The 24,948-nt window shown below is 67.3% G+C and carries 25 protein-coding genes; 16 read left to right on the top strand and 9 right to left on the bottom strand.

The features are described from left to right. The first annotated feature begins 8 nt into the window (after positions 1–8). A complete protein-coding gene (uraH, locus tag OV287_RS31365) occupies positions 9–341 on the top strand; it encodes a hydroxyisourate hydrolase (RefSeq protein WP_267537728.1) in 333 nt (110 codons plus the stop codon). Further along, complete coding sequence (locus OV287_RS31360) at positions 338–853, top strand: ureidoglycolate lyase (RefSeq protein WP_267537727.1); 516 nt, start codon at positions 338–340, stop codon at positions 851–853. The genes uraH and OV287_RS31360 overlap by 4 nt, the downstream gene beginning before the upstream one ends. A gap of 58 nt (positions 854–911) precedes the next feature. On the opposite strand, the gene OV287_RS31355 is transcribed toward OV287_RS31360, so the two are convergent. Further along, the gene (locus OV287_RS31355; protein ID WP_267537726.1) at positions 912–1,511 is read right to left on the bottom strand and encodes a CAP domain-containing protein; all 600 of its coding nucleotides are present in this window, start codon (positions 1,509–1,511) and stop codon (positions 912–914) included. A 104-nt stretch (positions 1,512–1,615) separates the two neighbouring features. Here OV287_RS31355 and OV287_RS31350 point away from each other — a divergent pair, with 104 nt between their 5' ends. From OV287_RS31350 to OV287_RS31330, 5 genes are all read left to right on the top strand, one after another. Next, entirely contained in the window at positions 1,616–2,506 is an 891-nt protein-coding gene (locus tag OV287_RS31350) for an urease accessory protein UreD (protein WP_267537725.1), read from the top strand. Positions 2,507–2,561: 55 nt separating this feature from the next. After that, on the top strand, positions 2,562–4,175 hold the full coding sequence (locus OV287_RS31345) for a serine hydrolase domain-containing protein (RefSeq protein WP_267537724.1): 1,614 nt from the start codon (positions 2,562–2,564) through the stop codon (positions 4,173–4,175). Between the two features lie 682 nt (positions 4,176–4,857). Next, a complete protein-coding gene (locus OV287_RS31340) occupies positions 4,858–7,044 on the top strand; it encodes a WD40 repeat domain-containing protein (protein ID WP_267537723.1) in 2,187 nt (728 codons plus the stop codon). Then, positions 7,041–8,015 (top strand): hypothetical protein, encoded by a 975-nt coding sequence (locus tag OV287_RS31335; RefSeq protein ID WP_267537722.1) that lies wholly within the window; start codon positions 7,041–7,043, stop codon positions 8,013–8,015. Before OV287_RS31340 ends, OV287_RS31335 begins: the two co-directional genes overlap by 4 nt. Before the next feature lie 219 nt (positions 8,016–8,234). Continuing rightward, positions 8,235–9,224 carry a helix-hairpin-helix domain-containing protein gene (locus OV287_RS31330; protein WP_267537721.1) on the top strand — a complete coding sequence of 330 codons (990 nt, stop codon included), beginning with the start codon at positions 8,235–8,237 and terminating at the stop codon, positions 9,222–9,224. A 33-nt stretch (positions 9,225–9,257) separates the two neighbouring features. Here OV287_RS31330 and OV287_RS31325 read toward each other — a convergent pair whose 3' ends face one another. Then, the gene (locus OV287_RS31325; RefSeq protein WP_267537720.1) at positions 9,258–10,286 is read right to left on the bottom strand and encodes a hypothetical protein; all 1,029 of its coding nucleotides are present in this window, start codon (positions 10,284–10,286) and stop codon (positions 9,258–9,260) included. A gap of 631 nt (positions 10,287–10,917) precedes the next feature. Further along, the gene (locus OV287_RS31320) at positions 10,918–11,283 is read right to left on the bottom strand and encodes a hypothetical protein (RefSeq protein ID WP_267537719.1); all 366 of its coding nucleotides are present in this window, start codon (positions 11,281–11,283) and stop codon (positions 10,918–10,920) included. Positions 11,284–11,650: 367 nt separating this feature from the next. On the opposite strand from OV287_RS31320, the gene ureA reads away from it, so the two are divergent. From ureA to ureG, 4 genes are read left to right on the top strand one after another with little or no spacing between them, the layout of a single operon-like run. After that, a complete protein-coding gene (gene ureA / locus OV287_RS31315; RefSeq protein ID WP_267537718.1) occupies positions 11,651–12,415 on the top strand; it encodes an urease subunit gamma in 765 nt (254 codons plus the stop codon). Then, the gene (gene ureC / locus OV287_RS31310; protein ID WP_267537717.1) at positions 12,412–14,127 is read left to right on the top strand and encodes an urease subunit alpha; all 1,716 of its coding nucleotides are present in this window, start codon (positions 12,412–12,414) and stop codon (positions 14,125–14,127) included. Before ureA ends, ureC begins: the two co-directional genes overlap by 4 nt. Positions 14,128–14,136: 9 nt before the next feature. Then, positions 14,137–14,799 carry an urease accessory protein UreF gene (locus OV287_RS31305; RefSeq protein WP_267537716.1) on the top strand — a complete coding sequence of 221 codons (663 nt, stop codon included), beginning with the start codon at positions 14,137–14,139 and terminating at the stop codon, positions 14,797–14,799. Between the two features lie 8 nt (positions 14,800–14,807). Then, positions 14,808–15,548, top strand: coding sequence for an urease accessory protein UreG (gene ureG / locus OV287_RS31300; RefSeq protein ID WP_267537715.1), 741 nt, complete (start codon positions 14,808–14,810; stop codon positions 15,546–15,548). On the opposite strand, the gene OV287_RS31295 is transcribed toward ureG, so the two are convergent. Continuing rightward, positions 15,545–16,345 carry a cyclase family protein gene (locus OV287_RS31295; RefSeq protein WP_267537714.1) on the bottom strand — a complete coding sequence of 267 codons (801 nt, stop codon included), beginning with the start codon at positions 16,343–16,345 and terminating at the stop codon, positions 15,545–15,547. The two genes, ureG and OV287_RS31295, sit on opposite strands and share 4 nt — an antisense overlap. A 222-nt stretch (positions 16,346–16,567) precedes the next feature. On the opposite strand from OV287_RS31295, the gene OV287_RS31290 reads away from it, so the two are divergent. Beyond that, positions 16,568–17,191, top strand: a complete 624-nt coding sequence (locus OV287_RS31290; RefSeq protein ID WP_267537713.1) for a hypothetical protein — start codon at positions 16,568–16,570, stop codon at positions 17,189–17,191. 199 nt (positions 17,192–17,390) lie between these two features. On the opposite strand, the gene OV287_RS31285 is transcribed toward OV287_RS31290, so the two are convergent. Next, entirely contained in the window at positions 17,391–17,519 is a 129-nt protein-coding gene (locus tag OV287_RS31285; RefSeq protein ID WP_267537712.1) for an MYXO-CTERM sorting domain-containing protein, read from the bottom strand. 36 nt (positions 17,520–17,555) lie between these two features. Further along, entirely contained in the window at positions 17,556–17,804 is a 249-nt protein-coding gene (locus OV287_RS31280) for a hypothetical protein (protein ID WP_267537711.1), read from the bottom strand. 93 nt (positions 17,805–17,897) lie between these two features. Between OV287_RS31280 and OV287_RS31275 the strand changes: the two genes are divergently transcribed. From OV287_RS31275 to OV287_RS31260, 4 genes are all read left to right on the top strand, one after another. Beyond that, positions 17,898–18,257, top strand: a complete 360-nt coding sequence (locus OV287_RS31275) for a GFA family protein (protein WP_267537710.1) — start codon at positions 17,898–17,900, stop codon at positions 18,255–18,257. A gap of 32 nt (positions 18,258–18,289) precedes the next feature. After that, a complete protein-coding gene (locus OV287_RS31270; protein WP_267537709.1) occupies positions 18,290–20,128 on the top strand; it encodes a DUF4215 domain-containing protein in 1,839 nt (612 codons plus the stop codon). A gap of 301 nt (positions 20,129–20,429) precedes the next feature. Beyond that, a complete protein-coding gene (locus tag OV287_RS31265) occupies positions 20,430–21,869 on the top strand; it encodes a M48 family metallopeptidase (protein WP_267537708.1) in 1,440 nt (479 codons plus the stop codon). A gap of 33 nt (positions 21,870–21,902) precedes the next feature. Beyond that, entirely contained in the window at positions 21,903–22,568 is a 666-nt protein-coding gene (locus tag OV287_RS31260; RefSeq protein ID WP_267537707.1) for a hypothetical protein, read from the top strand. Positions 22,569–22,708: 140 nt separating this feature from the next. On the opposite strand, the gene OV287_RS31255 is transcribed toward OV287_RS31260, so the two are convergent. From OV287_RS31255 to OV287_RS31245, 3 genes are read right to left on the bottom strand one after another with little or no spacing between them, the layout of a single operon-like run. Continuing rightward, positions 22,709–23,629 (bottom strand): hypothetical protein, encoded by a 921-nt coding sequence (locus OV287_RS31255; RefSeq protein WP_267537706.1) that lies wholly within the window; start codon positions 23,627–23,629, stop codon positions 22,709–22,711. 37 nt (positions 23,630–23,666) lie between these two features. Then, entirely contained in the window at positions 23,667–24,560 is an 894-nt protein-coding gene (locus OV287_RS31250) for a hypothetical protein (protein WP_267537705.1), read from the bottom strand. 1 nt (position 24,561) lies between these two features. Next, on the bottom strand, positions 24,562–24,936 hold the full coding sequence (locus tag OV287_RS31245; RefSeq protein WP_267537704.1) for a hypothetical protein: 375 nt from the start codon (positions 24,934–24,936) through the stop codon (positions 24,562–24,564). Positions 24,937–24,948: the final 12 nt, after the last annotated feature.

The raw sequence follows: 24,948 nt of genomic DNA, 5'->3' as shown, positions 1-24,948 counted from the left end.
AGGGGCACATGGGAATCAGCACGCACATCCTGGATACCTCCCGTGGCCGCCCCGCCGAGGGCGTCACGGTAAAGCTGTACACGTGGCATGACGGTAGCTGGAACGAGCTCGTGCGAGGGGTGACGAACGCGGACGGACGCGTGAAGCCGCTGCTGGAGACGATTCCCGCGGCGGGCGTGTACCGGCTCCAGTTCGAGATCGTGCCGTACTTCGCGCGGTTCGGCATCGATAGCTTCTATCCGTCGGTGTCGGTGGAGTTCCGGGTGACCGTGACCTCGGAGCACTACCACGTGCCGCTCCTGCTCAATCCGTTCGGCTACTCGACGTACCGGGGCTCATGAGCACGTCCCGGGTCATCCTCGCACGGCCGCTGACGCCGGACGCCTTCGCCCCGTATGGAGACGTTGTCTCCGCGGGGCTGAAGAGCGGCTCGTCGGCGAACCAGGGCACGGCGGTGCGGTTCGACTGGTCGGCCAGGCTGGAGAGCGATCGCGCGGGGGCGAAGCCAAACCTTGCTGTGTTCCGCTCGGTGCCGCAGCCGCTGCCGTTCACGGTGAAGCTGCTGGAGCACCACCCGCACTCGAGCCAGGCCTTCCTGCCCATGCTCTGCTCGCGGTTCCTGGTGTGCGTGGCGCCGACGGCTCCGTCGGGCGGGCCGGACGTGGAGCGGCTCGCCGCGTTCATCTGCGGTTCCGGCCAGGGGGTGAACTACCACCGGGGCGTGTGGCACCACCCCATCATCGCGCTGGATGCACCGGCGGAGTTCGCGATGCTCGCCTGGGAGGATGGCAGCGCGGGAGACTGCGTGGTGGTGCAGTTCCCCGAGCCGCAGCGGGTCCTCGTCGAGGTCTGATTGCGCATGCACCCTCTCCCTCTGGGAGAGGGCGGGGGGTGAGGGTAGTCCCCAGCGACTACTGCGCGCCAAAGGACTGCGTCCAGTAATGGGTGTAGCCGGTCGCGGAGCGGTAGTACCCCACGCCCAGGTGCTTGTAGTTGCCGTTCATGATGTTGTTGCAGTGCCCCGTGCTGTTCATCCAGCCCGTCACGACCACGCTCGGGGTGCTGTACCCGGCGGCGATGTTCTCCCCCGCGTAGCTGTAGGTGTAGCCCGCCCAGGTCATGCGCTGGAACGGCGTCGAGCCGTTCGAGCCCGTGTGGCTGAAGAAGTTGTTGTCCCCCATGTCCTTGGAGTGCTTGCGAGCGGCGCAGCGCAGCCGCGTGTCCAGGGTGAGCGGGGCCACTGCGGGCTTGGACACGCCGCCGCACGTGGCGCCCGCCGTGCGCTTCTGGTTCACCAGCGTGAGCACCTGGTTCTCGAAATCGGTCCACTCCGTGCTCCAGGTGGTCACATCATCGCAGTACGCCAGGGCCGTGTGCGTCCGCACCTCCGCGGGAGCATCCACCTGCGCGCTCTCGCCAATGACTCCCTCGGATGTCACCTCGGCACGCTCCTCGCCCCCACAGCCCGCCAGCAGCGCAGCACCCACCAGAAACGAGATTCCACGGTTCATTCGCATTCCGCCACGGTTCTTTGTTTTCAAAGTATTGTCCAGGTGAGGTGGACCCGGGTGCGCAAGGCAGCCAGGAGAGGAGGCAGGCCCTGTCATTCACGAAGATGGCGTCTGTCTCGCGCGCGCGGCAGGCTCATGTGCCGATGATCGCCAGTGAGCACACACCGACCGCCGAAGTGGCCCGAACCAGTCGAGCGGGGAGCGCGAAGCTCGCCTTCGAGCGCGTGGGGAACCGGACCGTGGTGACCACCGCGCTGGCGCACAGTCCCTTGCGGCTGCTGACTCCGCGCAACCACGGGCATGCCGCCTGGGTCTACACCAGCTCGCTTGGAGGAGGGCTGGTGGATGGGGACCACCTCTCCGTGGAGCTGGACGTCGCCGAGGATTCCGCGGCGCTGCTATCGAGCCAGGGCTCCACCCGCGTCTACCGCTCGCCGCGCGGCTGCCGCAGTGAGCTGTCTGCACGCGTGGCCCCGGGAGCCCTGCTTGCGTGGGTGCCGGACCCCACCATGTGCTTTTCGGGGGCTCGGTATACGCAGAGTCAGGACATCCAGCTCGCCCCGAGCGCCTCGCTCGTCTTGATGGAGATGCTCACCGCCGGCCGCAGCGCCAACGGCGAGCGCTGGGCCTTCACGCACTACGCCTCTTCGCTCCGGGTCCATCGCGAGGGCAGGGCGTTGATCGATGAGCGCTGGTTGCTCGACCCGGCCCATGGGGCGCTGCCCGCGCGCCTCGGCCGCTTCGACGCGCTGGGCACCGTGCTCCTCGTGGGGCCCGCCCTGGACTCCGCCCGCGAGGCGCTCGCCGCACAGGTGGGCTCCCTGCCCGTGACGCCTCGCTCCGGGCTTGTTTGCTCCGCCAGCCCGCTCGGGCCCGATGGACTGGTGCTCCGCGTGGCGGCCTCCTCCGCCGAGGCCCTGCTGCGCACCACCCGCGAGTGGCTGTCCTTCCTGCCCTCGCTGCTCGGGGATGATCCCTGGATACGCAGAGGCTGAGCCGCACGCCTCTACTGGGTGGATTGAGCGGTTTCCGTTTCCAAAGGGAGAAGGCATGGAAGTGATGCACACGCAGGACATGAGCAGCGGCAGGAAGCACGTCGTCGGAACCGCCGTTGTTGCGCACCGCAGGAGGTCGGTGTTGCACGGCACCACCCTGCTCGCGGCCGCGCTGTTCGCCGGCAACGTCTTCGCTGCCGCACCCGAGGCGAACGGCCAGACCCCAAACTTGTTCGCCGCACTGGAGCACGGCCTACGTCCTTCCACCCTCAAGGCAGGTGAACTGCTGCCGGGCTGGTCGCTGCAGGATCGCATGGCCCACTACCACGTGCCGGGCGTGGCCATTGCCGTGCTGAAGGACGGCAAGGTCGTGCAGGCCGCAGGCTTCGGCGTGCGCGAAGCGGGCACCCGGGAGATGGTGAACGCGGACACCCTGTTCTCCGTCGGCTCGGTCAGCAAGGTCGTGACTGCCGCTACGACGCTGCGCAGGGTGGCCGCGGGCAAGCTCGACCTGGATCGCGACGTCAACACCTACCTGACCTCGTGGCAGATTCCCAAGGCGCCGGCCTTCGCTCACGACAAAGTCACCCTGCGGATGCTGCTGTCGCACACCTCGGGCCTGACGGTGTGGGGCTTCGAGGACTACTTGCCGGGCGAGAAGCTGCCGACCATCGTGCAGACCCTCGACGGCGTGGCCCCGGCCAAGAACGAGCCCGTCCGCATCGATTTCGAGCCGGGCACGCGCATGCGCTATTCCGGCGGCGGCATCACCGTCGAGCAGCTGGTGCTGGAGAACACCACGAACAAGCCGTTCGAAACCATCGCCCGAAACGAGCTCTTCCAGCCTGTCGGCATGCGCCGCAGCACTTTCGTCAATCCGCTGCCGGCCAGCCTGGGCAACATTGCCAAGGCCCACGACAAGGACGGCCAGCGCGCTGCATTGCCGCGCGGATGGGAGGCCTTTCCGGAGCAGGCGGCGTCGGGCCTGTGGACCAGCGCCAACGACCTGGGCACCTTCGTCGGCACATTGCTCGACAGCTACCGAGGCAAGGGCGGCTTCCTGCCGCAGCCGATCGCCATGCAGATGATGACAGAGGTCTCTCCGAGCCTTCACGGCCTCGGGCCGCGCCTGGAAGGCGACGGCCAGACCCGCATCTTCCATCACGGTGGCTCCAACGACAGCTACAAGGCCTGGATCGAGGGCTACCTGGAAACCGGCGACGGCATGGTCATCCTCACCAACGGCACCGGAGGCAGCAAGCTGATGATGGAGATCCGCAACGCGCTGTCGGATGCACTGGGCCGCGGCATCAACCCGCTGGTGCGCACGGTGGAGCTGGCCCCGGCCGTGTTGGCCGACTACACCGGCGCCTTCCGCCTCGATGCCAGTGTGCCGAACGACCTGGCTGGCAACCTGACCGGCTACTTCGAGTCCGGAACGCTCGATGTTGGCATCACTAATGGCGCACTGACGGTGACCGAGAACAAGCAACAGCCGATAACGCTGCGGCCGCTGACCCCGACGCGCTTCATCGGCCCGGGCGACATGACCCAGCTCCGGTTCGAATTCCTGCGCAATGCCAAGGGCGCGGTGTACGCCATGGTCGTGGACCGCGGAAACTCAAAGGTCTACTTCCGCCGTGACGCGGGGCAGGTGGTAACGCAGTAAATCGTCTGGGTTGCCCGATGCTCAGCCTCTTCAGGAAGAACAGCTTAACGGGCGACCTTCCTTGCGCGGACATCCCGGTGGGCAACAGCCTGGAGCTCCTCGTGGGAGTGAGCGAGGGCTAGGCCCCGGGCAACCCCTTGCGCGCCACCAGGGCGCAGGGGCTCGCGCCAGGAAGGGGGGCTTACGGGTGCTGCCGCAGGGAAGCGGCTACCCCAGAGAGCCTCCTGCGGTGGCCAGAGCGCAGGTGCGAGCGGTGCAGGGTGGCCCTCGGGCTCCTGGCCCTCTTCATACGTGTCTACCAGGACCACCTGCTGGAGCCTAAGCCCCCGGACATGGTTTCTGTCCACGTCTGGCTCGGTGCGAAGAGACGGGCGGCTTCCGGGCGCGAACTCGAGCAACTGGTCCGATGGTCGGACCAGTTGGGACAACTCGCGGCCAGAAGGTGTAGCGCGCCCCCGCCCCCGTATCCGCGGTGGCCTCATGGCGAGGGATGGACAACATCTATGTCCGGGCGCTTAGGGACAATGCCTGACGCGTTCTCCGTGGGGTAGCAAGGGGCGAGGGGTGTACCCCACCGCAAGCGGCTTCCTCTACCTGGCCGTGGTACGGTGATGCGCCACTCAGCACGGCGCCGAAGCGACGGGCACAGTGCCGCGGCGGTAACTCATTGGAGGGGGGAACGATGATGCACTTTCGAAGCAGCTGGAGCGGCTGGTGGCTGGTGCCAGCGATGACGCTGCTGTCGGCGTGCGGTCTCTTTGACAAGACAGAGACGCCCCCCGAACCGACGGCCGTTCCGAAGTTCGAGTCGTTCGGGATGACGCAGAGGACGTATCAGGTGCGTCCATACACCTGTGGCCGTGCCACGCTTCGCATGGTCGCGGACCGGAAGATCGCGCAGGACGACATTGTTTGGTCGACCGACACGCCGCTGGTCGATCTCGAGGACGTACACTACTCCAGTGGGAACGCGACGCTGGATACGTACGAGACCTTCTCGCTCGTCGACGTCTGCGCGCGGGAGAAGCACGGCAAGCTGAAGCTCCGCGCGGGGCTCAAGAGCCTGCCGGACTACTTCGCCGAAGGGGAGGTCGAGATCGGGCTGCCGGCCTCGGGACAGGCGAACCCGGTGCCGACGGAGATCGTGCTCGGGCATCACCACAGCGCACCGACGCGTGTCTTCTGGTCGAAGGACGGTGCGTCCTTCTTCGTGGCGTCGAAGGATCGAACGCTGACGAAGTGGAACGGCACCACGCTGGCGCTCGAAGGAGGCTGGGTGACGCTGGGTGACGACGCGAGTCTCATCGAGGACGGCCGCGTCTTCGTGCCCATCTACAAGTTCCGGTCGGCCATCCTCGATCTTTCGACGGCGCGCTACACGACCTGGTTCGAAGGGCTCGGACAGGGAGCACTCTTCGGGGCTCCTGTGACCCAGCCTGTCGGATCGACCGAAACCCGGGCGCTCAGCGCGAACGCCGGGCGCCTCGCGGCCTGGTCGTGGAACGACGGACAGAACAAGGAGTCCTGCGGCATCCAGACCTTGGACCTCGAGACGAACAGCCGCCTCCTCGTCGATGCGTTTGCCCCCGCTGGCCGGGCGCGCGAGCTGAACTTCAGCGGCGGGAGCCCTGGTGTGCCACCCACCTTGTCGCCTGATTTCTACATCGAGGTCTCGCCGAAGGGGCGCTACATCGCTTTCGGCCCGGGCGGCTGCAGCGTGGGCAACTCCGTCTACGACACCCAGGACGATCGATTCGCCGTTTGCGGCACCACGACCATCAATACGAAGCTGCATCGCACGGGGTTCTCCGACGACGAGAGCACCTTCGTCGTCGGCCAGTCGCCCGATACGCGGCGCATCGAGATCTACAAGATGCCGGACTGCCGGAAGCTCGGGAACGGCCGGTTCGACAACACGATCTCCCTGGGTTGGGCACTCTCGCCGGATGGCAATACGCTCGCGGTTGTCGGCTACAACGGCGCGCCGCGGCTGCTCCTGTACAACGTCGCGGAAGGCTCACCGCTCTGGAAGCCAGCGGACTACTTCAACGCCAACTTCACCGAGGGTGACGTCACGCGCGACTTCGTCCTCGATTTCGAGAAGGGCGGCAACGCTTCGTTTGAGCCGGGATTCTACCGGCTCGCGTTCTCGCCGGATGGAAAGCGCATCGCGGTCGCCTCGACGAACGGACGGCTCGCGCTGGTCGATCTCGAGAAGAGCGACGGTGGCATCCGCTTCGACGAGCAGCCGATGGATTCCAGGAGCCCGTACCAGACACGGCTCGCGCCGGGCGGTCGCTATCTCTGGATCCAGTCGGTGGGGACGAGCTCGGACATTCATCGCGGCATCTACGATCTGCAGGAGCGCCGGATGCTCGTGTGGTACGACGCGAACACCGAAGTCCTCGTGACGATGGAGCAGGACTCGCTCGTCGTGCGTCGCGGCACACGCCTCTTCCGCGTGCCATATACGAATCCCTCGCAAGAGACCGAGGTCTTTGGCGTGACGCCGACGCAGGGCGAGGATGTGTCCATCTCGCCGAGCGGCCACTATCAGTGCGTCGTCTCCGGTACTCAGGCCTGCCGCAAAGGTCTCAGCGGCGGTGGCGAGCAGTGCGTGCTCCTCGATCAGGCGAGCGGAGGCGCGTTGAAGACGGCCCAGAGCGCTGTGATGCTGAATGACAACGACTGCCTGCTGGGAGACGCGCTCGCCAGCCGGCTCTGGCGCTGGCCCACGGCGACGCAGACCGTCACCCTGCAGACCCACCTCGTCAGCACCGACGCGAACGATGTCATCCGCTTCGAGAGGCTCGGTGGGCGGAGTGTGCTCGTCGTGACGCGCCGCCTCTTCGTCTGGAAGGTCCCATGAACCGCTTGTTGCTCTGCGCTCTCGTCTCGCTCCTTTCTGGCTGTGAGCTCTCATGGCTCGAGCAGAAGGAGGAGTTGCCCCCCGAGTGGCCCCAGTACTACTGCGGCTTCGAGTTGATCGATCTCAAGCAGGTGAAGTCCACGAACCCTGGTTATGGCAACCACCGGCTCGACCGGGGCACGACGTGCTGGGTGCTCGACTACGTCGAAGATCCGAAGACTCTCAGCGGCACCGTGACGCTGCAGCGGCAGATGGGCACGACCCCCGACGGCCGTCCCGTGGGCTGCACGTTCAAGGGGCTGAGCAATCAGGTGCGCGCCGAGCTCACGGAGGGCACGTGCCTCATCCCCACGGAGACCGGGTTCGGACGTTTCGAGCTGACGACACCGGCGTCCTTCAGCCCGAAGGCGGAATCCGGCAGCCAGGCCATCCTCGATGGCACGTGGTTCGAGCAGCGCGGACAGGACCTCCTCCGCGCCAAGGCCACCTTCGGTCTCCACCCGCAGTCCCAGGCCCCGAAGGCGACCGTCGACGGGTACCCGGAGTCCGCGAAGAAGATCGTGTCACTCGCGAACGACTGGCCCGCCTGCGGCGCGCCCCGCTGCTTCAAGGTTGCGTTCGGCGGCAAGGGGCAGCTCGTCCAGGGCGACAGCAACCACTGTGCGTCGGTGCTCGGCTGGTTTCAGGATTCTTTCGCGGTCGTGATCGATCAGCGCGGCTACCTCGCCTTCTCGGACGACGCCGCGTCCGTCGCGGAAGAAGACTGGCTCGCCGGCGGATCATCGCTGATGGGCTGCGGCAGCTTTGCCTTCAGCGGCCAGCGGCCTTCGCCCTACTCGACCTACGAGGTGAACTGGGACGCGACCGGTGCCGGCGAGATATCCATGGACCACACGGTCTTCCATACGCAGAACAACCTGACGGACATCTGCCGGACCCGCTGGAAGACCGAGCTGACCGCATGTCCCTGACGTGGGAGGGAACCCATGCAGCTCGCCAACACCCTCCAGGCCGCGCGTCAGACGCACCACGCTCGTGAGTCTCGGGGCTCCCAGCCGTAGCGCCCACCCCCGCTCCGGTGTGAGGGACACTTTGAAACACGGTTAAAACAACCTGGGAACACCTACGGATGTCAGAGGGCTGTTATACAGGGAATTCCCCCTCAGTCGTATTTCCCCGGAGGAGTTCTCATGCGTCGTATTGGCTCTGCCCTTCTCGCTCTCAGCCTGCTCGCCGGTTGCGGCGGCACCGAAGCCGAACCGTCCTCGGAATCTCTGGAGCGCCAGCAGGCGCCGCTCACGACCACGGACGTGGATGTGGCTCCGGAGTGCCAGGGCATCCTCACCTTCGTGAACACGGCGACGTTCGCGAAGCTGGATGCGTTCCTGCCGAGCGACGTCGTCACCAACCTCGTCAACCGGCGCGCGACGTCGCAGTTCGTATCGCTGGCGGACCTCCTCACGGTTCCCCTCGTCGGCCCGGCCCGCCTGGAGCAGATTGAGAGCGGCGCCCGCACCCAGGGCCTCATCGGCGCGAGCTGCGTCGGCATCGAGAACGAGCTGGCCCTCTCCACCGATGACGCGGCCCGGATGGTGTCCCTCGTCAACAGCATCAGCTCCACGGAGCTGCACGACGTCCTGCCGTACGCGTGGAATGGCGCGGTGAACCTGCTCGCCACGCGCCCCTTCACCTCGGTGCAGGGCATCGCCAACACGACGGGCATCGGCTCGGTGAGCCTCCGCAACATCCGCAACGCCGCCACGCTGAGCGCGCCCCTGGAGACGCTCATCGCCGCGGTGAACGCGAGCGTGGGCGGCAACGGTGGCCTGGTCATGGCCCGCCACTTCGACCGGTGGGAGCTGCTGACTGGCCACGGCTACTACAACTACCAGGCGGACTGCTTCGGCTTCGACGATGAGGACCTCCCGTGGGGCATGACGGGCGATCCGACCCCGGTCGACGGCAGCGTCGTGTATCAGCACATCGCGGCCAGGGTGAGCAGCCAGCTTCCGATCGTCACGGCCGGGCTGGCGAACCTCGCGGCGCTGACCCAGAACCGCACGTTCAAGGGCTGCCATGTCGGCTACGCGGATGACCCGTGGAGCTCGCACAGCGTCACCTTCTTCGTCGACGAGGAGACGGGCTTCGGCGTGATGACCGACTCCTTCTGGGTCGAGTAACCGTCGGGCCTGCCTCATGACATCGAGGCAGGCTCATTCGTCAAAGAGGCCCTTGTACTTATCCGCGTTGCTCTGCGTCTGCGTGCTCGAGCTGCCAAAGGGCGCATAGTCACCAAAGAGGCCCTTGTACTTGTCCTCATCGCTCTCCACCTGCGTGCTCGAGCCGCCAGAGGGCTCATAGTCACAACGGATGCCATGCGTCAGGAAGATGAACTCGTTCTCGTGATCTTCCTTGAGGCAACACCTGTTGGCCCCCCCTGTGCGCTCGGTGAAGTAACAGGTGATGACCCGGATGTGGGGCACGGTCTGAAGCGTGATGTGTGGACCTGCATTCACGAAGGCCTTGAAGATGGAGGAGGACTCGCAGACGCCCCGCTTGATTTCCGAGTCCTTCTTGGGCTCGAACGGCGTCAGCTTGTTGGCCTTGAGGCCCGCATCGTTTTCGGTACGAATCAGCCGCACCGTGCGCGCCTCACGATCATTGTTTGGGAAGTCCGTGCAGGCGAGCAGCTCCTGCACGAAGCCATGCCAGATCTGCCACGCACGTTTCAGTTGGGGTTCTTTTTCATACCCCAGGCCCACCTTAGAAGGAGAGGCGTACAGCCCCGAGCAGGTCTTGGCCGCGGTGACCGGATCCAAAGGGTTGTTCCAGTAGTGCTCGAGAACCTTCACCTTTTTCTGGTCGCGCTGCCTCACCCAGAAGATGCGCATCGCCTTTCCCCACTGCGACCAGGAGTCTCCGCTGACTTCCCCCATCCAGTCGGAGATCCAGTCGTAGCTGGTACCGTGCTCCTCCATGTACGTCTCGATGCGCGACACCAGTGAGCCCTGTCCGCGGAGCCGTCCCCAGGGCTGGCCGTGCTCGTCCATGCACGAGTAACCGTTCCCTTCGGGCTGGAGCCGCTTCGGTAGCAGGTTGCTGATGCCGGCGTGACGCAGGCCGATGATCTGCTCCCCCAACCCATCCGCATAATCCGGGAGCCAGTGATCGTCCTCGAGCTCACGCCAGAGCCGCGCCACCTGCTCCAGATGCCCGAGGCGTCGCATGACCAACGCGCGCACGGAAGGGGGAAGCTCATTCTCGAGCTGAGCTCTCTTCTCGAGCAGGTTCCTGATTTGTACTGCGAGGGCCCAGGGGGACAGCGTGCTGCCATTGCGGTTCCACAGTTCGTGAGGATGCTCACACCACCCTGGCTTCAACCCTCCCTGCCCGGCGCACTGCAGGCAACGCGTCTTGTGTTGGAGATCACCCGCGTCGACCGGTGGTACGTACGTCGCCGGTGGTATGGACTTCGAGGATCTCGGGGGGATATTGCCGAGGACCACATCCAACGCGAAACTGTCCGCGCAGGGCGCATGGAAGCCGAAAAGTTCGTGGGCCTTGCGCGCGGCCTCGCGCTCCTTCTGGAGGAGGGAGCAGGGCTCGGTCTCCTTGCTCTCGAGGGCTGACTCCTCCTTGTCCGTTGGGCAGGACTCTCTCTGCTTGTTGGAAGGAATCAGCCCGCTCGTTGCACTGGAGACGGAGGCCGCCGACTTGCACTTGGTACAGCGCGTATCGCAGGACGTCTTGCAGCAGATCCTTCCCTCCTCGCAGGTGGGGCAGTGTTTCTCTGGACCCTGGCCCGCCTCTCTGCCCTTGTCCTCGCAGAACCGACAGCTTCCCATGGTGTCATTCTCCCGGTGTGTGAGCGCTTCATCCCCGTGCCGCGGCCGCATCCCAGAGCGAGGCATCCAACCGCTCGAAGAGGGCGGGGAGCTTCCGCCGCCCTGGGATGCGCGGGTCCGCGAGGATGGCCGCGAAGGAGGGGTGGGTGTCGAAACCCGGGCCCACGGCGAAGGTCAGGACGATGAACGCCAGGATGTCTCGCGCATCCTCGAGCCCATATCGCGCGACGCGGCCCAGGGCTTCGCGCGCTCGAGCGACAATGTCCTCATCCGAGTGCTTCGTCAGGAGTCCCCCACACCGCGTGCGGAGCAGGGGAACGAGCTCCCGGCAGTACCTCTCGTCCACGGCGTGCTGAAGGGATGCGAGCTGTGCGTCTCGGATGGTGAGGGTCATTCGCGCGCACGAGGTTAACAGGGCGCCCAGGAGCGGTGGAGCAATCCTCAATCGTTGCATCGTGGGGGCGCTTTGAATGCCGCTCCGAGGACTCGGTCTGCACGGGCGCGGATTTCCTCCGCCCCCATTTCCTGGGCTCTCTCCGGCGCCCCACGCCCGGTGTCCCCCACCTCACCCTTGCCCACGCCCCACCTCCACCCGGGGCGAGGACGTTACGGGTGGCATCCGACGCTGCTCGGCGGAGGTGCCTTCGAGTAGCGATGCCGGGGATGAGTCGTATTTCCTCTCTGGTCGTGAATGACGCGCCGCGCTAGTGTGACCTCTGGCCGTCCCGCGCTGATTCCGGGCGGCCCACCCGGAGGGGCGCATGCACCTGTCACCGCGTGAGATCGACAAGCTGCTGCTGCACGGCGCGGGCTTCCTGGCCCAGAAGCGCCTGGCGCGGGGGCTGCGACTCAACTACCCCGAGGCCGTGGCGCTCATCGCCACCCAGCTCCTGGAGCTCATCCGCGATGGCCGGAGCGTGGCCGAGCTGATGGACGTGGGACGGAAGATGTTGGGGCGCGCGCAGGTGATGGAGGGCGTGCCGGAAATGGTCGCGGAGGTGCAAGTGGAAGGCACCTTCCCGGACGGCTCGAAGCTGGTGACGGTGCACCACCCCATCGAGGCCGAGCACGGAGATCTGTCGTTGGCGCTCTACGGAAGCTTCCTTCCCGTGCCGCCGCTGGAGCGTTTCCAGCGCGCGCAGCAGGAGGAGGTGCGGCCGGGGGAGGTGCTCGTGCAGCCGGGAGAGCTGGTGCTCAACGAGGGCCGCGACACCGTCACGTTGGAGGTCACCAATCGGGGAGACCGGCCCGTGCAGGTGGGCAGCCACTATCCGTTCTTCGAGACGAACCGGGCGCTCGTGTTCGATCGAGCGAGGGCGTACGGGCGGCGGTTGGACATTCCCGCGGGGACGGCGGTGCGCTTCGAGCCCGGGGAGAAGAAGACGGTGTCGCTGGTGGCCATCGCGGGGGCGAGGGTGGTGTGGGGCGGAAATGCGCTGGGGTCCGGGCCGGTGACACCGGAGAACCAGGAGCGTGCCCTGGCCGAGGTGGCCACGCGGGGCTTCGGACACGAGGAGGGCGCATGAGCCGGAAGATGGATCGCCGTCACTACGCGGACATGTTCGGTCCCACCACGGGGGATCGGGTGCGGTTGGGGGACACGGGGCTGGTGGCGCAGGTGGAGAGGGACCTCACCGTCTACGGGGACGAGTGCAAGTTCGGCGGCGGCAAGGTGCTGCGGGACGGCATGGGCCAGAAGTCCGGAGTAGGGGACGCCGAGGCGCTGGACTGCGTCATCACCAACGCGTTCATCGTCGACTGGACGGGCATCTACAAGGCCGACATTGGCATCAAGTCGGGGCGGATCATCGGCATCGGCAAGGCGGGCAATCCGGATGTGATGGCGGGAGTGACGCCGGGCATGGTGGTGGGCGTCACCACCGAGGCCATCGCGGGCGAGGGGCTCATCGTCACTGCGGGCGGCATCGACTCGCACATCCACTTCATCTGCCCGCAGCAGGCGGAAGAGGCGATCGCCAGCGGCATCACCACCTGGGTGGGCGGTGGCACGGGACCAGCCACGGGCACCAATGCCACCACCTGCACGCCTGGCGCGTGGAACATCCGGCGCATGTTGCAGGCCACGGACAACATTCCGCTCAACATCGGCCTCACGGGCAAGGGCAACACCTCGCGCCCCGAGGGCCTGTTGGATCAGATCGCCGCGGGCGCCATTGGCCTGAAGCTGCACGAGGACTGGGGCACCACGCCGGCCACCATCGACAACTGTCTGTCGGTGGCCGAGGGCGAGGACGTGCAGATCACCATCCACACGGACACGCTGAACGAGTCCGGCTTCGTGGATGACTCGATTGCCGCGTTCAAGGGCCGCACCATCCACACGTATCACTCGGAGGGCGCGGGAGGCGGGCACGCTCCGGACATCATCCGGGTGTGTGGCCAGCCGAACGTGCTGCCCAGCTCGACGAACCCCACGCGGCCGTACACGGTGAACACGCTGGACGAGCACCTGGACATGCTCATGGTGTGTCACCACCTGGACCGGGAGATTCCCGAGGACGTGGCCTTCGCGGAGAGCCGCATCCGGGGGAGCACCATCGCCGCGGAGGACATCCTGCACGACCTGGGGGCCATCAGCATGATGTCCTCGGACAGCCAGGCGATGGGGCGGGTGGGGGAGGTCATCACCCGGACGTGGCAGACGGCGCACAAGATGCGGGAGCAGCGCGGGCGCCTGCGCGAGGAGTCCGGGGACAACGACAACCTGCGCATCCGCCGCTACGTGGCGAAGTACACCATCAACCCGGCGATCGCCCACGGGCTGTCCCACGAGGTGGGCGCGGTGCAGGTGGGCATGCTGGCGGACCTGGTGCTGTGGCGGCCGGCCTTCTTCGGCATCCGTCCGGAGCTGGTGGTGAAGGGCGGCTTCATCGCCTGGTCGCAGATGGGAGACCCGGGAGCCTCGATTCCCACGCCGCAGCCCTTCTACATGCGGCCGATGTTTGGCGCCCGGGGGCGAGCGCTGGGGGCTACCAGCATCGCCTTCGTCTCTGGGCGTGCGCTGGCGGATGGGATGGTGCGGGAGTTGGGGCTGTCCAAGCAGATCTCCGGGGTGCGACGGTGCCGGGGGCTCGGCAAGCGCGACATGAAGCTCAACGACGCGCTGCCGGTGCTCACGGTGGATCCGGAGACGTATGAGGTGCGCGCGGATGGCGAACTGCTGACGTGCGAGCCCGCCGTGCGGTTGCCGCTGGCGCAGCGCTACTCGCTCTTCTGAGGGACGGGCATGGGCTACGGATGGAGGGTGCTGCAACTGGCCGACTCGGGCTTCCCCACGGGGGGCTTCGCGCACTCGGGAGGGCTGGAGGCGGCGGTGCAGCAGGGCGAGGTGCGCGAGCGCGAGGGCCTGGCGCGCTTCGTGCGCGAGCTGCTGTGGCAGACGGGGCACGGGGCGCTGCCGTTGCTGGGTGCGGCCTGGCGTGAGCCCACCACGCTGGAGGCGCTGGACGCCCGAGCGGAGTCCTTCCTCACCAACCACGTGGCCAACCGGGCGAGCCGCACGCAGGGGCGGGCCTTTCTGGACACGTGCGCGCGCATCTTTCCCGGCGAGGTGGGGCCAGTGCGGCAGGCGGCTCGGGAGTCCGGCGTGCGCTACCACCATGCCCCTCTCTTCGGCGCGGTGCTGCGCGCCCTGGATGTTGGGTTGATCGATGCGCAGCAACTGCTGCTGTCACTCACGCTGCGCGGGACGCTGTCCGCGGCAGTGCGGCTGGGAATCGTTGGCACTCACGAGTCCCACCAGCTCCAGCACCGGTGTGCGCCGCTGTTGAACGAGGTGCTGGAGACGTGTGCCGGACTGGGCATGGAGTCGCTGGCCCAGACGTCGCCCCTGATGGACCTGCTCGGCTCGACCCACGACCGGCTCTACTCACGGCTGTTCCTTTCCTGAGGTGAAGCATGCACGACGACCACCGCGGCCACGGCCATGACGACGACCATGACCACACTCATGAGGAGTGGGACCACCCGGGCCACTTCCACGAGCGCGATCAGCCCAACAAGCGCGACTTCACCGCGAGGGCCTTCACCATCGGCATTGGAGGGCCGGTGGGCAGTGGGAAGACGGCGCTGGTGCTGGCGCTGTGCCGGGAGCTGCGGGAGCGCTACCGGCTGGGCGTGGTGACCAACGACATCTTCACGCAGGAGGACGCGGAGTTCCTGGTGCGCAACAAGGCGCTCTCGCCCGAGCGCATCAAGGCGGTGGAGACGGGGGGCTGCCCGCATGCGGCGATCCGCGAGGACATCAGCCACAACCTGCTGGCGCTCGAGGAGCTGATGGAGGCTCTGAAGCCGGAGTTGCTCATCGTCGAGAGCGGGGGCGACAACCTGGCGGCGCAGTACAGCCGGGAGCTGGCGGACTACACCGTCTACGTCATCGACGTGGCGGGAGGGGACAAGGTGCCGCGCAAGGGCGGGCCGGGAATCACCCAGTCGGACCTGCTGATCATCAACAAGACGGACCTGGCCCCGCACGTGGGGGCGGACCTGTCGGTGATGGAGCGCGACGCGCGGAAGATGCGAGGGGAGGGGCCCTTCGTCTTCACGCAGGTGACGAAGGGTGTGGGGCTGCAGGAGGTGATCAATCACCTGCTCGGAGCATGGCGCAAGGCTACGGGCGCGACGCTCCGCGAGCGCTAGCGGTTCTCCTGGGGAATGAAGGCCAGCACGCGCGCGGGGCTGCCACTCCCTCCCTGCACGGACACCGGCTGCACGACGACGTAGGCCCCCCAGGCTGGCAGGGCGGAGAGGTCCGCGAGGTTTTCGATGTGATAGCCGCCGCCCCCCAGGAAGTGCCGGTGCTGCTCGAACGTCTTGCTCGGCCCCGGGTCCGTCGAGAGCGTGTCGATGCCAATGGCGCGCACCTGGCGCGTGTTCAGCAACTGGCTCGCGGCCAGCGAGACTCCGGGGTAGTGCATCACACCCGAGGCATCCGCATTGCGGTAGCGCTCCTCATCCGGCCAGCGCGAGGCCCAGCCGGTGCGGATGAGCACGAGGTGCTGGGGCCCCAGCGGACCATGCTGCCGCTCCCAGGCCTCGATATCCTCCACCGTCACCTCGTAGTCCGCGTTCTGCGCGGCCTTGGCCGAGACGTCCACCACGGCGGCCGGCCCCGCCAGTGACTCCACGGGGAGCTGGTCCACCGTCTTCGCACCGGCGGCGAAGTGGGCCGGAGCGTCCACATGCGTCCCGGTGTGCTCTCCCACCGTGAACTTGCGGATGTAGTACCCGTCCTTTTCGACGGTGCCCATCACCGTCGCGGACAGCGGCGTGCCTCCGGGGTAGACGGGCATCCCCTCCGTGAGGGGATGGCTGATGTCGACGATGCGCGCGCCCGCCATCGTATCGGCGAGGCTGAGCCGTCCAGCCGCGGGGGTGCATCCTCCGAGCAACAGCGTCAGCGGCAAAGCGAGTTTCTTCAAGGACATGCGGTTCATGGCCGGAGCATACCTTGCCCGTGGCGCAGGCCGGGCCAACATGCGCGTCCTTTCCGGCGAGACATCAGCCAGCGCTGGAGCAACAGCTGCGGAGCGCGTGGCATGGTCCCGCCTCGGGTGTGGAGGGCGCCGGAGCGAGCGCGTGCTATCGTTCGCAGCTGGCGCGGGGGCCGCTCCGAAGTCCGGACAGCCGCACTCCGCCCTTATCCTAGGAGACGATTCATGCGGATTTCTCGCAGCATTGGCCTGATGACCCTCGCTCTGGTGCTCGGCACCGCGCACGCCGCCCACGCCCAGGGCAAGGGAGAGGAGAAGAAGGCCGAGGCGCCGGCTGGCGACAAGGCCAAGGGAGAGGAGAAGAAGGCGGAGGCGCCCGCCGGCGACAAGGCCAACGGCGAGGAGAAGAAGGCCGCGGCGATGTCGAAGAAGGAGGCGAAGAAGGCCGCCCAGGCTGCGAAGAGCGCCGCCCAGGCCGCCGAGCGTGCCGCGAAGAAGGCCGAGGCCGACGCTGCGAAGGCGGCGAAGCAGGCCGAGTCGGCGAAGAAGAAGGCCGACCAGGCGGAGGCGAAGGCCGCTGAGTCTGAGGCCACCGCCGCGAAGCTGTCCACCGATGTCGAGGTGGAGACCGACGCGGCCAAGAAGAAGAAGGCCGAGGCTGCCGCCAAGGCCGGCCTGAAGAAGGCCGAGGCCGCGAGGAAGGCCGCCGATAAGGCCAAGGCTGACAATGACAAGCAGCAGGCGGCGCTCGTCAAGGCCGAGGAGGCCAAGGCCGCCGGGCTGAAGAAGGCCGAGGAGGCCAAGGCCGCGGCTGAGCAGGTCATCGCCGCCGAGGCCAGCGCGCAGTAACGCCCTGGCCGCTTCGCCAGCAACCTGGGGACCGCGTTCGCCCACCCAACGCTCGGGGTGTGGCGCAAGGCCACGGGAGCAACGCTCCGCACCTGACCCGAAAAAAACCCCTCTCCCTCCGGGAGAGGGACGGGGTGAGGGTATCCGGCCCCCGGGTTCACCTCTCCCCCTGGCTCGGTGGCGTACGCCGAGGGCCCGTTCAGCCGGGCATCCCGCGCCGCCGTGTCATCACCCAGCCGAGGAAGAGCAGGGCGACCCAGCCAGTGCTCGCGGAGGAGTTGCCCGCAGAGCAGCCGCAGCCCGAGGTGTCTGGCGTGGGTTCGCGCACGCCACCATCCACGGGAGCCTGGGTACCTGGGCCGGGCTATTTGCCCGACTTGAGGCGCCGTGCCGGGCTCTTCTTCGCCGCGGCCTTCTTCTTGTTTCCCTCGTCGGTGGCCCCGCTGGGCAGAAGGATCCGCGCCGGGCTCTTCTTCGCCGTGGCCTTCTTCTTGCCCCCGTCCTCGATCCCGCTGGGCATGAGGATCCGCGCCGGGCTCTTCCTCGCCGTGGCCTTCTTGGTCTTGCTGGGCGCCTTCACCTGCTTCTTCGCTGCTTTCGCTCGAGTGGCCATGGTGGGGCGGAGTGTAGCTTGCTCGCGATACGGATTCCGAGCCCCCATCACGAAGCTCTGGCTGACTTGCCGGCAACTGCCTAGGCTTTGCCCATGTCCACCACTACCTCTCACACGGGCGGCTGCCACTGCGGCGCCGTTCGTTACCGAGTCGATATCGATCTCACGCAGCCGGTCGTCCAGTGCAACTGCTCGATCTGCTCTCGCACGGGGACGCTACTCGCGTTCGTGCCCGAGAGCAGCTTCACGCTCGAGAAGGGCGAGCAGAACCTGACCGACTACCAGTTCAACACAAAGGTCATTCATCATCTGTTCTGCAAGACCTGTGGTGTCCGCTCTTTCGGGCGCGGCGTCGGTCCGAACGGTCCGATGGTGGCGATCAACACCCGCTGCCTCGATGACGTGGATGCGACCACGCTGAACATTCAGCACTACGACGGAAAGAGCCGCTAGGCCCAAGAATCGCGCACTGATGGATGTGGCCGATGAGCATGAACCCCAAGAGTCCTCCCTCCCAAAACGTGGCCACGAGGCCGTCCTGGCCGAACCAGGTGCTGCTCGGGCTCGTGCTCCTCTTCAACGCGGTGGGCTGCGACATCCAGTTGGAGCCGCCCTCCCAGAGCCCCACGCTGCCGTGGGGAAGCCATGCGCTCCTCGCGGACGGCGAGGTGCTGCCGGGCGAGCCGTGTGACGATGGCCACACGGCGGCCAGCGTGTGCGGCAACGGGGTGCTGAACGCGGGCGAGCAGTGCGACGATGGCAACCCGGCCGCTGGCGATGGCTGTGACGCGAGCTGCCGGGTGGAGGCGGGCTACTCGTGCCCCACGGCCGGCCAGCCCTGTCTCCTGACGTGCGGCGATGGGGTCATCCACCCCGGTGAGCCGTGTGACGACGGCAACACCCGCAACGCCGATGGCTGCTCGGCGGCGTGTCGCATCGAGAACGGCTACGCGTGCCAGGGCGCTCCTTCCGTTTGCCAGCTCCTCTGTGGCAACCGCCGGATGGATTCGGGCGAGCAGTGCGACGACGGCAACGTCAGCCTGGGAGATGGGTGCTCCCAGGCCTGCACGCTCGAGTTGGGCTACGCGTGCCCCACTCCCGGCGGGCCGTGCGCGAGGACCTGTGCCAATGGCAAGGTCGATCCAGGCGAGGAGTGTGATGACAGCGATCTGAACCCGGGGGATGGCTGTGCCACCGATTGCAAGGTGGAGCCGGGCTATGCCTGCAGCACTCCAGCGAGCGGTCCGTCCGTATGCTTCCCGACGTGCGGCAACGGCGTGCTGAACGCGAGCGAGACCTGCGACGACACCAACACCGTCGCGAAGGACGGCTGCTCTCCGGGTTGCCGCGTCGAGACGGGGTACTCCTGTTCTGGCAATCCGAGCGTCTGTATCACCCTGTGTGGTGACGGCGTTGTGGCGAGCGCGGAGCCGTGCGACCAGGGGAACACCAGGGCCGGTGATGGCTGCTCTGCCTCGTGTCAGGTCGAAGCGGGATGGGTCTGCCCCTTGCCCGGCACCTCGTGCACCCGGGTGTGCGGCAACGGGGTGCTGAATCCGGGCGAGCAGTGCGACGACGGCAACATCACCTCCGGTGATGGGTGCGGCCCCACCTGCCGGCAGGAGAGTGGGTACTCCTGCAGCGGCGTCCCCAGCGTGTGTGTCTCCTTGTGTGGTGACGGCGTTCTGGCGGGCACCGAGGTGTGTGACGACGGCAACCTGGTGGATGGAGATGCGTGCTCGCCTCGTTGCCGGTTGGGCCCGGGCCAGGCGTGTTCCTCGTCGGAGGTCTGCGATGGGGTGTGCAGCCCGGTCACGAACACCTGCAGGGCCGCCGACGTCTGTGGCGACGGCATCCTCGAGTGCAGTGAAGCATGCGATGACGCGAATACGGCCTCGGGTGATGGGTGCAATGCCAGCTGCGCCATCGAAACTGGCTATAGCTGCACAGGCACTCCTTCGGTGTGCGTGGTGAGCCCGGTGCCCGACACCACCATCACCCAGGGGCCGCCCCAGCGCGGCACGGCCCGCACCGGCGGATTCGCGTTCTCCTCCAATGTGCCCGGAGCTCGCTTCGAGTGCAGCCTAGATGATGGGGACTACGCTCCCTGCGAGGAGTCGTACACCGTCCTGCCGGGGAACCACACCCTGCGCGTCCGGGCGGTGGACCCGGCGGGAAACGTGGATCCGACGCCGGCCGAGTACACGTGGACGGTGGTGGATGATGTCCGGACGCCCGCGGGCTGTGGGTGCGGCACCATGCCCGGGTCGTCGCTGATGGCGCTGCTGGGTTTGCTTGCTCTCCGCCGGCGCACCCGCCGCTGAGCCTATTCGTCGAAGGGGTTGCTCAGCCTCGGATTATTCACGAAGTCCTGGTCCGTGAGGCTCTCCAGGAAGGCGATGAGGTCATCGTCGGGGCGGGTTCCGTGGTGGCGGGTGTCATCTGGCTCATGACTGGAAGCTATGGGTCACCAACGCGAAGTGATGTAGAGCCGGTGAGCGGCGGCGTACCAGGCGGCATCCGAGTATGGCTTGGCGCTCCTCGGATTCCGGGCTATAGGGCGCCCCCTTTGACACGCGCCCGGCCCTCTCCGGCCGCTCAGCTTTGCTTCCGGACGCGCGCCTCATGACTACCATCCGACTTAGGGTCTTCGCCTTCCTGCTGCTGCTGCCTCTGGGGCTGACGCTCCTGCCGACGCTGCAGCTCTATCGCGTGCACGTGAGCCGGGACGAGCAGCGCGAGCTCACGCTGCGCGCGCAGCAGGCTCAGGAGCGCCTGCGGTCCGAGGGCGTCGCCGCGGATCCCCGAGCCGAGGGCCGCCTCACCCGCGACACCGAGAAGCTTCAGGAACTCGTCGCCGGCAACGAGCGCCTGGCCGAGCGGGAGGTCTTGGCGTGGCTGGGCCTCGGGGTGGCGCTGGCCGCGTTCGTGGTGGGGTGCGGACTGCTGCTGCGTATCCGCCGTGACAGCCGCCGCGCACAGGCCTCATTCGAGACCCTGCTCGCAACGCTGGGCCCGGGTTGGAGAGCGGTCTCGCGCGGGGTGCTCCTGCACGTCGCGCTCATGTTCGGGGCCATGGTCGCCATGGGTCTCTACGAGGTGTCGTGGTCGTGGAGCCACTTCGCCTCGGTGGGGTGGGTGCCGCTCGTGTTCCTGCTGCCGCTGTGGGGCGCGATCATCGCCACGTGCCGGCTGATGTTGCGCTCGGCCCGCTCACTCGGGCCGCTTCCCCCGCTCAGTCTGGAGCTGCTCGGACGGGTCCTTCCCGCCGACGTCGCTCCGGGGCTCTGGAGGTGGGTGCGCCAGATCGCGGAGCGGGTCGGCGCCCCGATGCCGGATCACGTCGTGGTGGGCCTCTCGCAGGGCTTCTTCGTCACCAGCGCTCCGGTGTGCGTGCTGCCCCGCCGGCAGGAGCTCAGCGGGCGCACCCTGTACCTTCCTCTCACGTTCCTCAGCGTCCTGAGCCGCGACGAGGCCGCCTCGATCGTGGGCCACGAGCTTGGCCACTTCGCGATGCAGGACACCGAGCGCGGCGTGCAGCTCTCCGTCACCCATCGCCGCATGCAGCAGGGGATCGAGCGCCTCGCCGCACAGGAGGAAGAGGCGCCCAGCCTCTTCAACCTGCCTGCGCTGTGGACCTCGATCGTCTTCCTCGAGCAGTTGGACCGCGCGTACTTCCACTTCAGCCGCGAGCACGAGCTGCGCGCCGATGCGATCGGCGCGCGCGTGAAGGGCCCGGAGGCCTGTGCCGCGGCGCTCCTTCGCGTGACCGCGCTCGCCGAGCACGTGGATCGGGCGCTCGAGGCCTCTCAGCTGGAGGCGGGCGTCAACGCCGTCGATGCGCTCGTGGAGGCGCTCCAGATGCATCCGATCGAGCTGCCGGAGGAGATCCTCGACCACACGCTCGCGCACCCCATCGACACGCACCCGCCGACGCGCGTGCGGATTGAGGCGCTCTCGGTCCCTTTGGACGCGGTGCTGATCCAGCGCGCGGTCCGAAGGCCCAGCGCGTCCGATACCTCGTGGTTCCAGTCCCTGCTCGACAGCCCGTCCAGGGCCGCCTGAGCGCTTCGCCGTTCCCCCCATCCGGAGCACCAGATGTCCAAGCCGACCCAGCGCCCTCAGGGCCTCGCCCACTCCCTCAGCAACGAGCTTCACCAGTCCAGTCAGTCCGATCGCGCCGAGACCATTCGCGAGCTTCAGGCGATCATCGACGCTGCTCCTGAGCGCAGCGACTTCACCGACACCAAGAAGATCCTGGTGGGGGCCGCCCTCGGCGCGGTGGTGTGCCTGGGCATCGCCGCGGCCTTCGTTGGCAACCCCGAGGTGAAGGCTGCCGCGCCCATCGGTCTCGGCGCCCTCGGCGTGTTCGCCGCCATCGTGGCCTTCCAGCACCGCAAGGACGGCAACAAGGTCCTCATGACCCTGACCCGTACCGAGCTGCTGGCCTCGAACCTCTCGGCGCCGTTTCCGCTCAGCGCGATCCACAGCATCGAGCTGGTCGACGCGACCCACACGTACACCAATCTCCACGTGGACGCGGATGCGAAGCTCCCCCAGGCCACCCGGCAGCGCGGGTTCCTTCCCTGCCAGGTGCTGGTCTCCGACAAGGGCAAGGACCGCAAGCTGGTGCTCGCTTCGGCGGGCTTGTGCGTGAACGGCAAGAAGCTGAGCCTCGAGGAGGGGGCCGAGCTCATCGAGCTGCACCTCGGCGCCGCCCAGGCCTCTCGCGAGCTTGCGGCCTTGAAGAAGAAGAAGGGCTGAGGGGCCGAGGAGGGCCGCTGAGGGGAGCTCCCCGGGCAGTGCGTCAGGCCGGTGGAGAGGCAGTGCAGCCCCTTTTGGGCACACCGCGCACCCCACCGGGTGCGGTCACATACCCTGGCAGTTCCAGGACGCGCTCCGGCTCACATCTTCTTCTCGCCGGAGTCGGCGCTCTTGCCGCTGAAGATCGCGTCGTAGTCGATGACGAGGCTGATCTGCCCCTGCCACTGGCCCTGCACGAACATCAGATCGCTGTTGTTGACCTGGACCTCCTTGCCCCATCCCGCCATCGCGGTCACCGAGCCGTAGCGGAAGATGGGCAGGGTCCAGCTGAGGTACGCGCCGTAGTCGAGCGGCACCCAGAAGCCGTTCCGGAACGGCTGCGACTTCGCCATCAGGAGCATGCTCATGATGTCGGCGCCCGCGGTCGCCCGGAGCGCCAGTCCTCCCGCCCAATACGGCGCGATCATGAAGCCAAGGTTGATCGGCAGCCGGAGGAAGACGTCGTCAGAGCCGGGAACAGACGCCTCCGAGTAGAAACCGACCGATGGCCGGGTGCCACCGCCGAAGTACAGCCCCGGCAGCAGGAACTCGTCCCAGCCGGAGAGCATCAGGCCCGCCTCACCGAAGCTCGGGACCTGTCCCTCCGAGCCCGGCTGGAAGCCGCGGTACTCGTTCACGGTGCTCCACTTCACGAAGACGCCGCACGGGTAACCGCCGAACTCTCCGGGCGCCGTCACGCGATACTTGTAGGTGAGGATGCCGAACTCGCGGTTGCGCTCCGCTTGCTTGCGCCGCCCCTCGGCAGAGGCCATCGCGTCGCCCGCGGTCATCAGCGAGGCGCACACCAGGCCGGTCGAGTCGAGCAACGCGACCTCCTGGGTGTCCGCCTGAACCCTTCTCTGGGAGAAGTCGAAGGGCTGGTCCTTGGGGTTCTCGTCGGGATCGATGTTGGCGGCCTCCGCCGACATGACACCGCGGCTGTAGACGATGTGGCTGCAGCCGCTCAGCGCGATGCAGAGGACGACAGCCAGCGGGAGGACACGACAGGTCGGCAGGGGCATGACGAGCTCCTCGGGAGAGACGGTGCTGTGAAGGGGATCAGGGATTGCCGCGCGCGGGCATCAGCGACTCGATGCTGACGACGGCGTTGATGCCGAAGCGCGTGGAGAAGCCGCCGCGGAATGGGAGATCCAGCCAGAGCGGGGAGCCGTAGACGAAGTCACCCACCACGGTGAGCGGTTTCCAGGGCGTCCCCCACGCCGCTTCGAGGCCGCCGTACCAAGCCAGCCGTGGGGAGCCCAGCAACAGCCCCAGCAGCGGTGACACCAGTCCGACGTGCACCTTCCCGGTCAGGCCGACGTTGCCCGGGAGCTGTACGCCGACCTTCCCGTTCGCGAAGACGTCCAGTCCGAGGTAGTCGTGCTCGAAGCCGATCCCCGCCTGTTCATCGAGGGACCAGATCTCCATCAGCATCGAGGCGCCGACGGACGCCATCAGCGGCAGCCCCTCCGGGTTCCACACGAGCGGCTCTCCCCCCACGTCGAAGGCGAGGTAGTTCCCGCGCTCGAACCGAGCCCCCCCGGCGCCGGTGAACGTTGTGCTCGCCGGTCCGAGGCCCAGCCGCAGATCCGCGGTGATCCGCGGACCCGGGAGGATCTCGTAGGGCTTGTAGGAGTACTCGATGACGTCGCCGCTCTTCGCGCCCGCCGCGACGGCCTGGTCGATCGCCTCTTCGCGCGCCGCCCCCTGGCGTCCGATGTTCACCAGCCCCGCGAGCAGGATGCCGCTCGTGTCCACCAATCGGAACTGGTGGTACATGCGGGAGTAGTCGACCTGGCGCGTGTACTCGAGCGGCGAGCTCTCCGGCGAGGTGTCCACCCTCGCAGCCGCCACTCCGGCGCCGTAGCCGACGCTGACGCAGCCTGAAGAGAGCACACCGACGGCGACGAGCAGCGCCAGCGCACGCATCGAGCCCATACGCGCGGTCGCCACGTCAGTTCACCGTGTAGACGGAGGCCTGGTCCGCGGCAACGTAGAGCTTTCCGCGGACCTCCGCGGTGCCGCTGCCGATGGCGATGCTCCAGCACCCGGGCGAGACGGTGAACTCGTACGTCTTTCCGTCCTCGATGCCCACGCGCGAAGGGAGCCGGTTGAGGCCGTAGGTGGAGCTGTCACAGTCAGACAGCAGCACCGCGCCGAGCGTGTAGCCGCTCTTGTTGTCGACCACGATCTTGCCGGTCGGCCCGCTCGGATCGCGGACGAGGGGGCCCCCCTCGATGTACGACATGACCGCACCGCAGCCGGTGCTGACGACGGACAGCGAGAGGACGGCACACACGACGAGTCGTTTGAGAAGAATGTCAGGCATGCGGCAGATGTA

Source organism: Archangium lansingense (assembly GCF_026626635.1).
Lineage (GTDB): Bacteria > Myxococcota > Myxococcia > Myxococcales > Myxococcaceae > Archangium > Archangium lansingense.
Note: the sequence above shows the minus strand (reverse complement) of the source record. Positions and strands in the feature narration are given on the sequence as shown.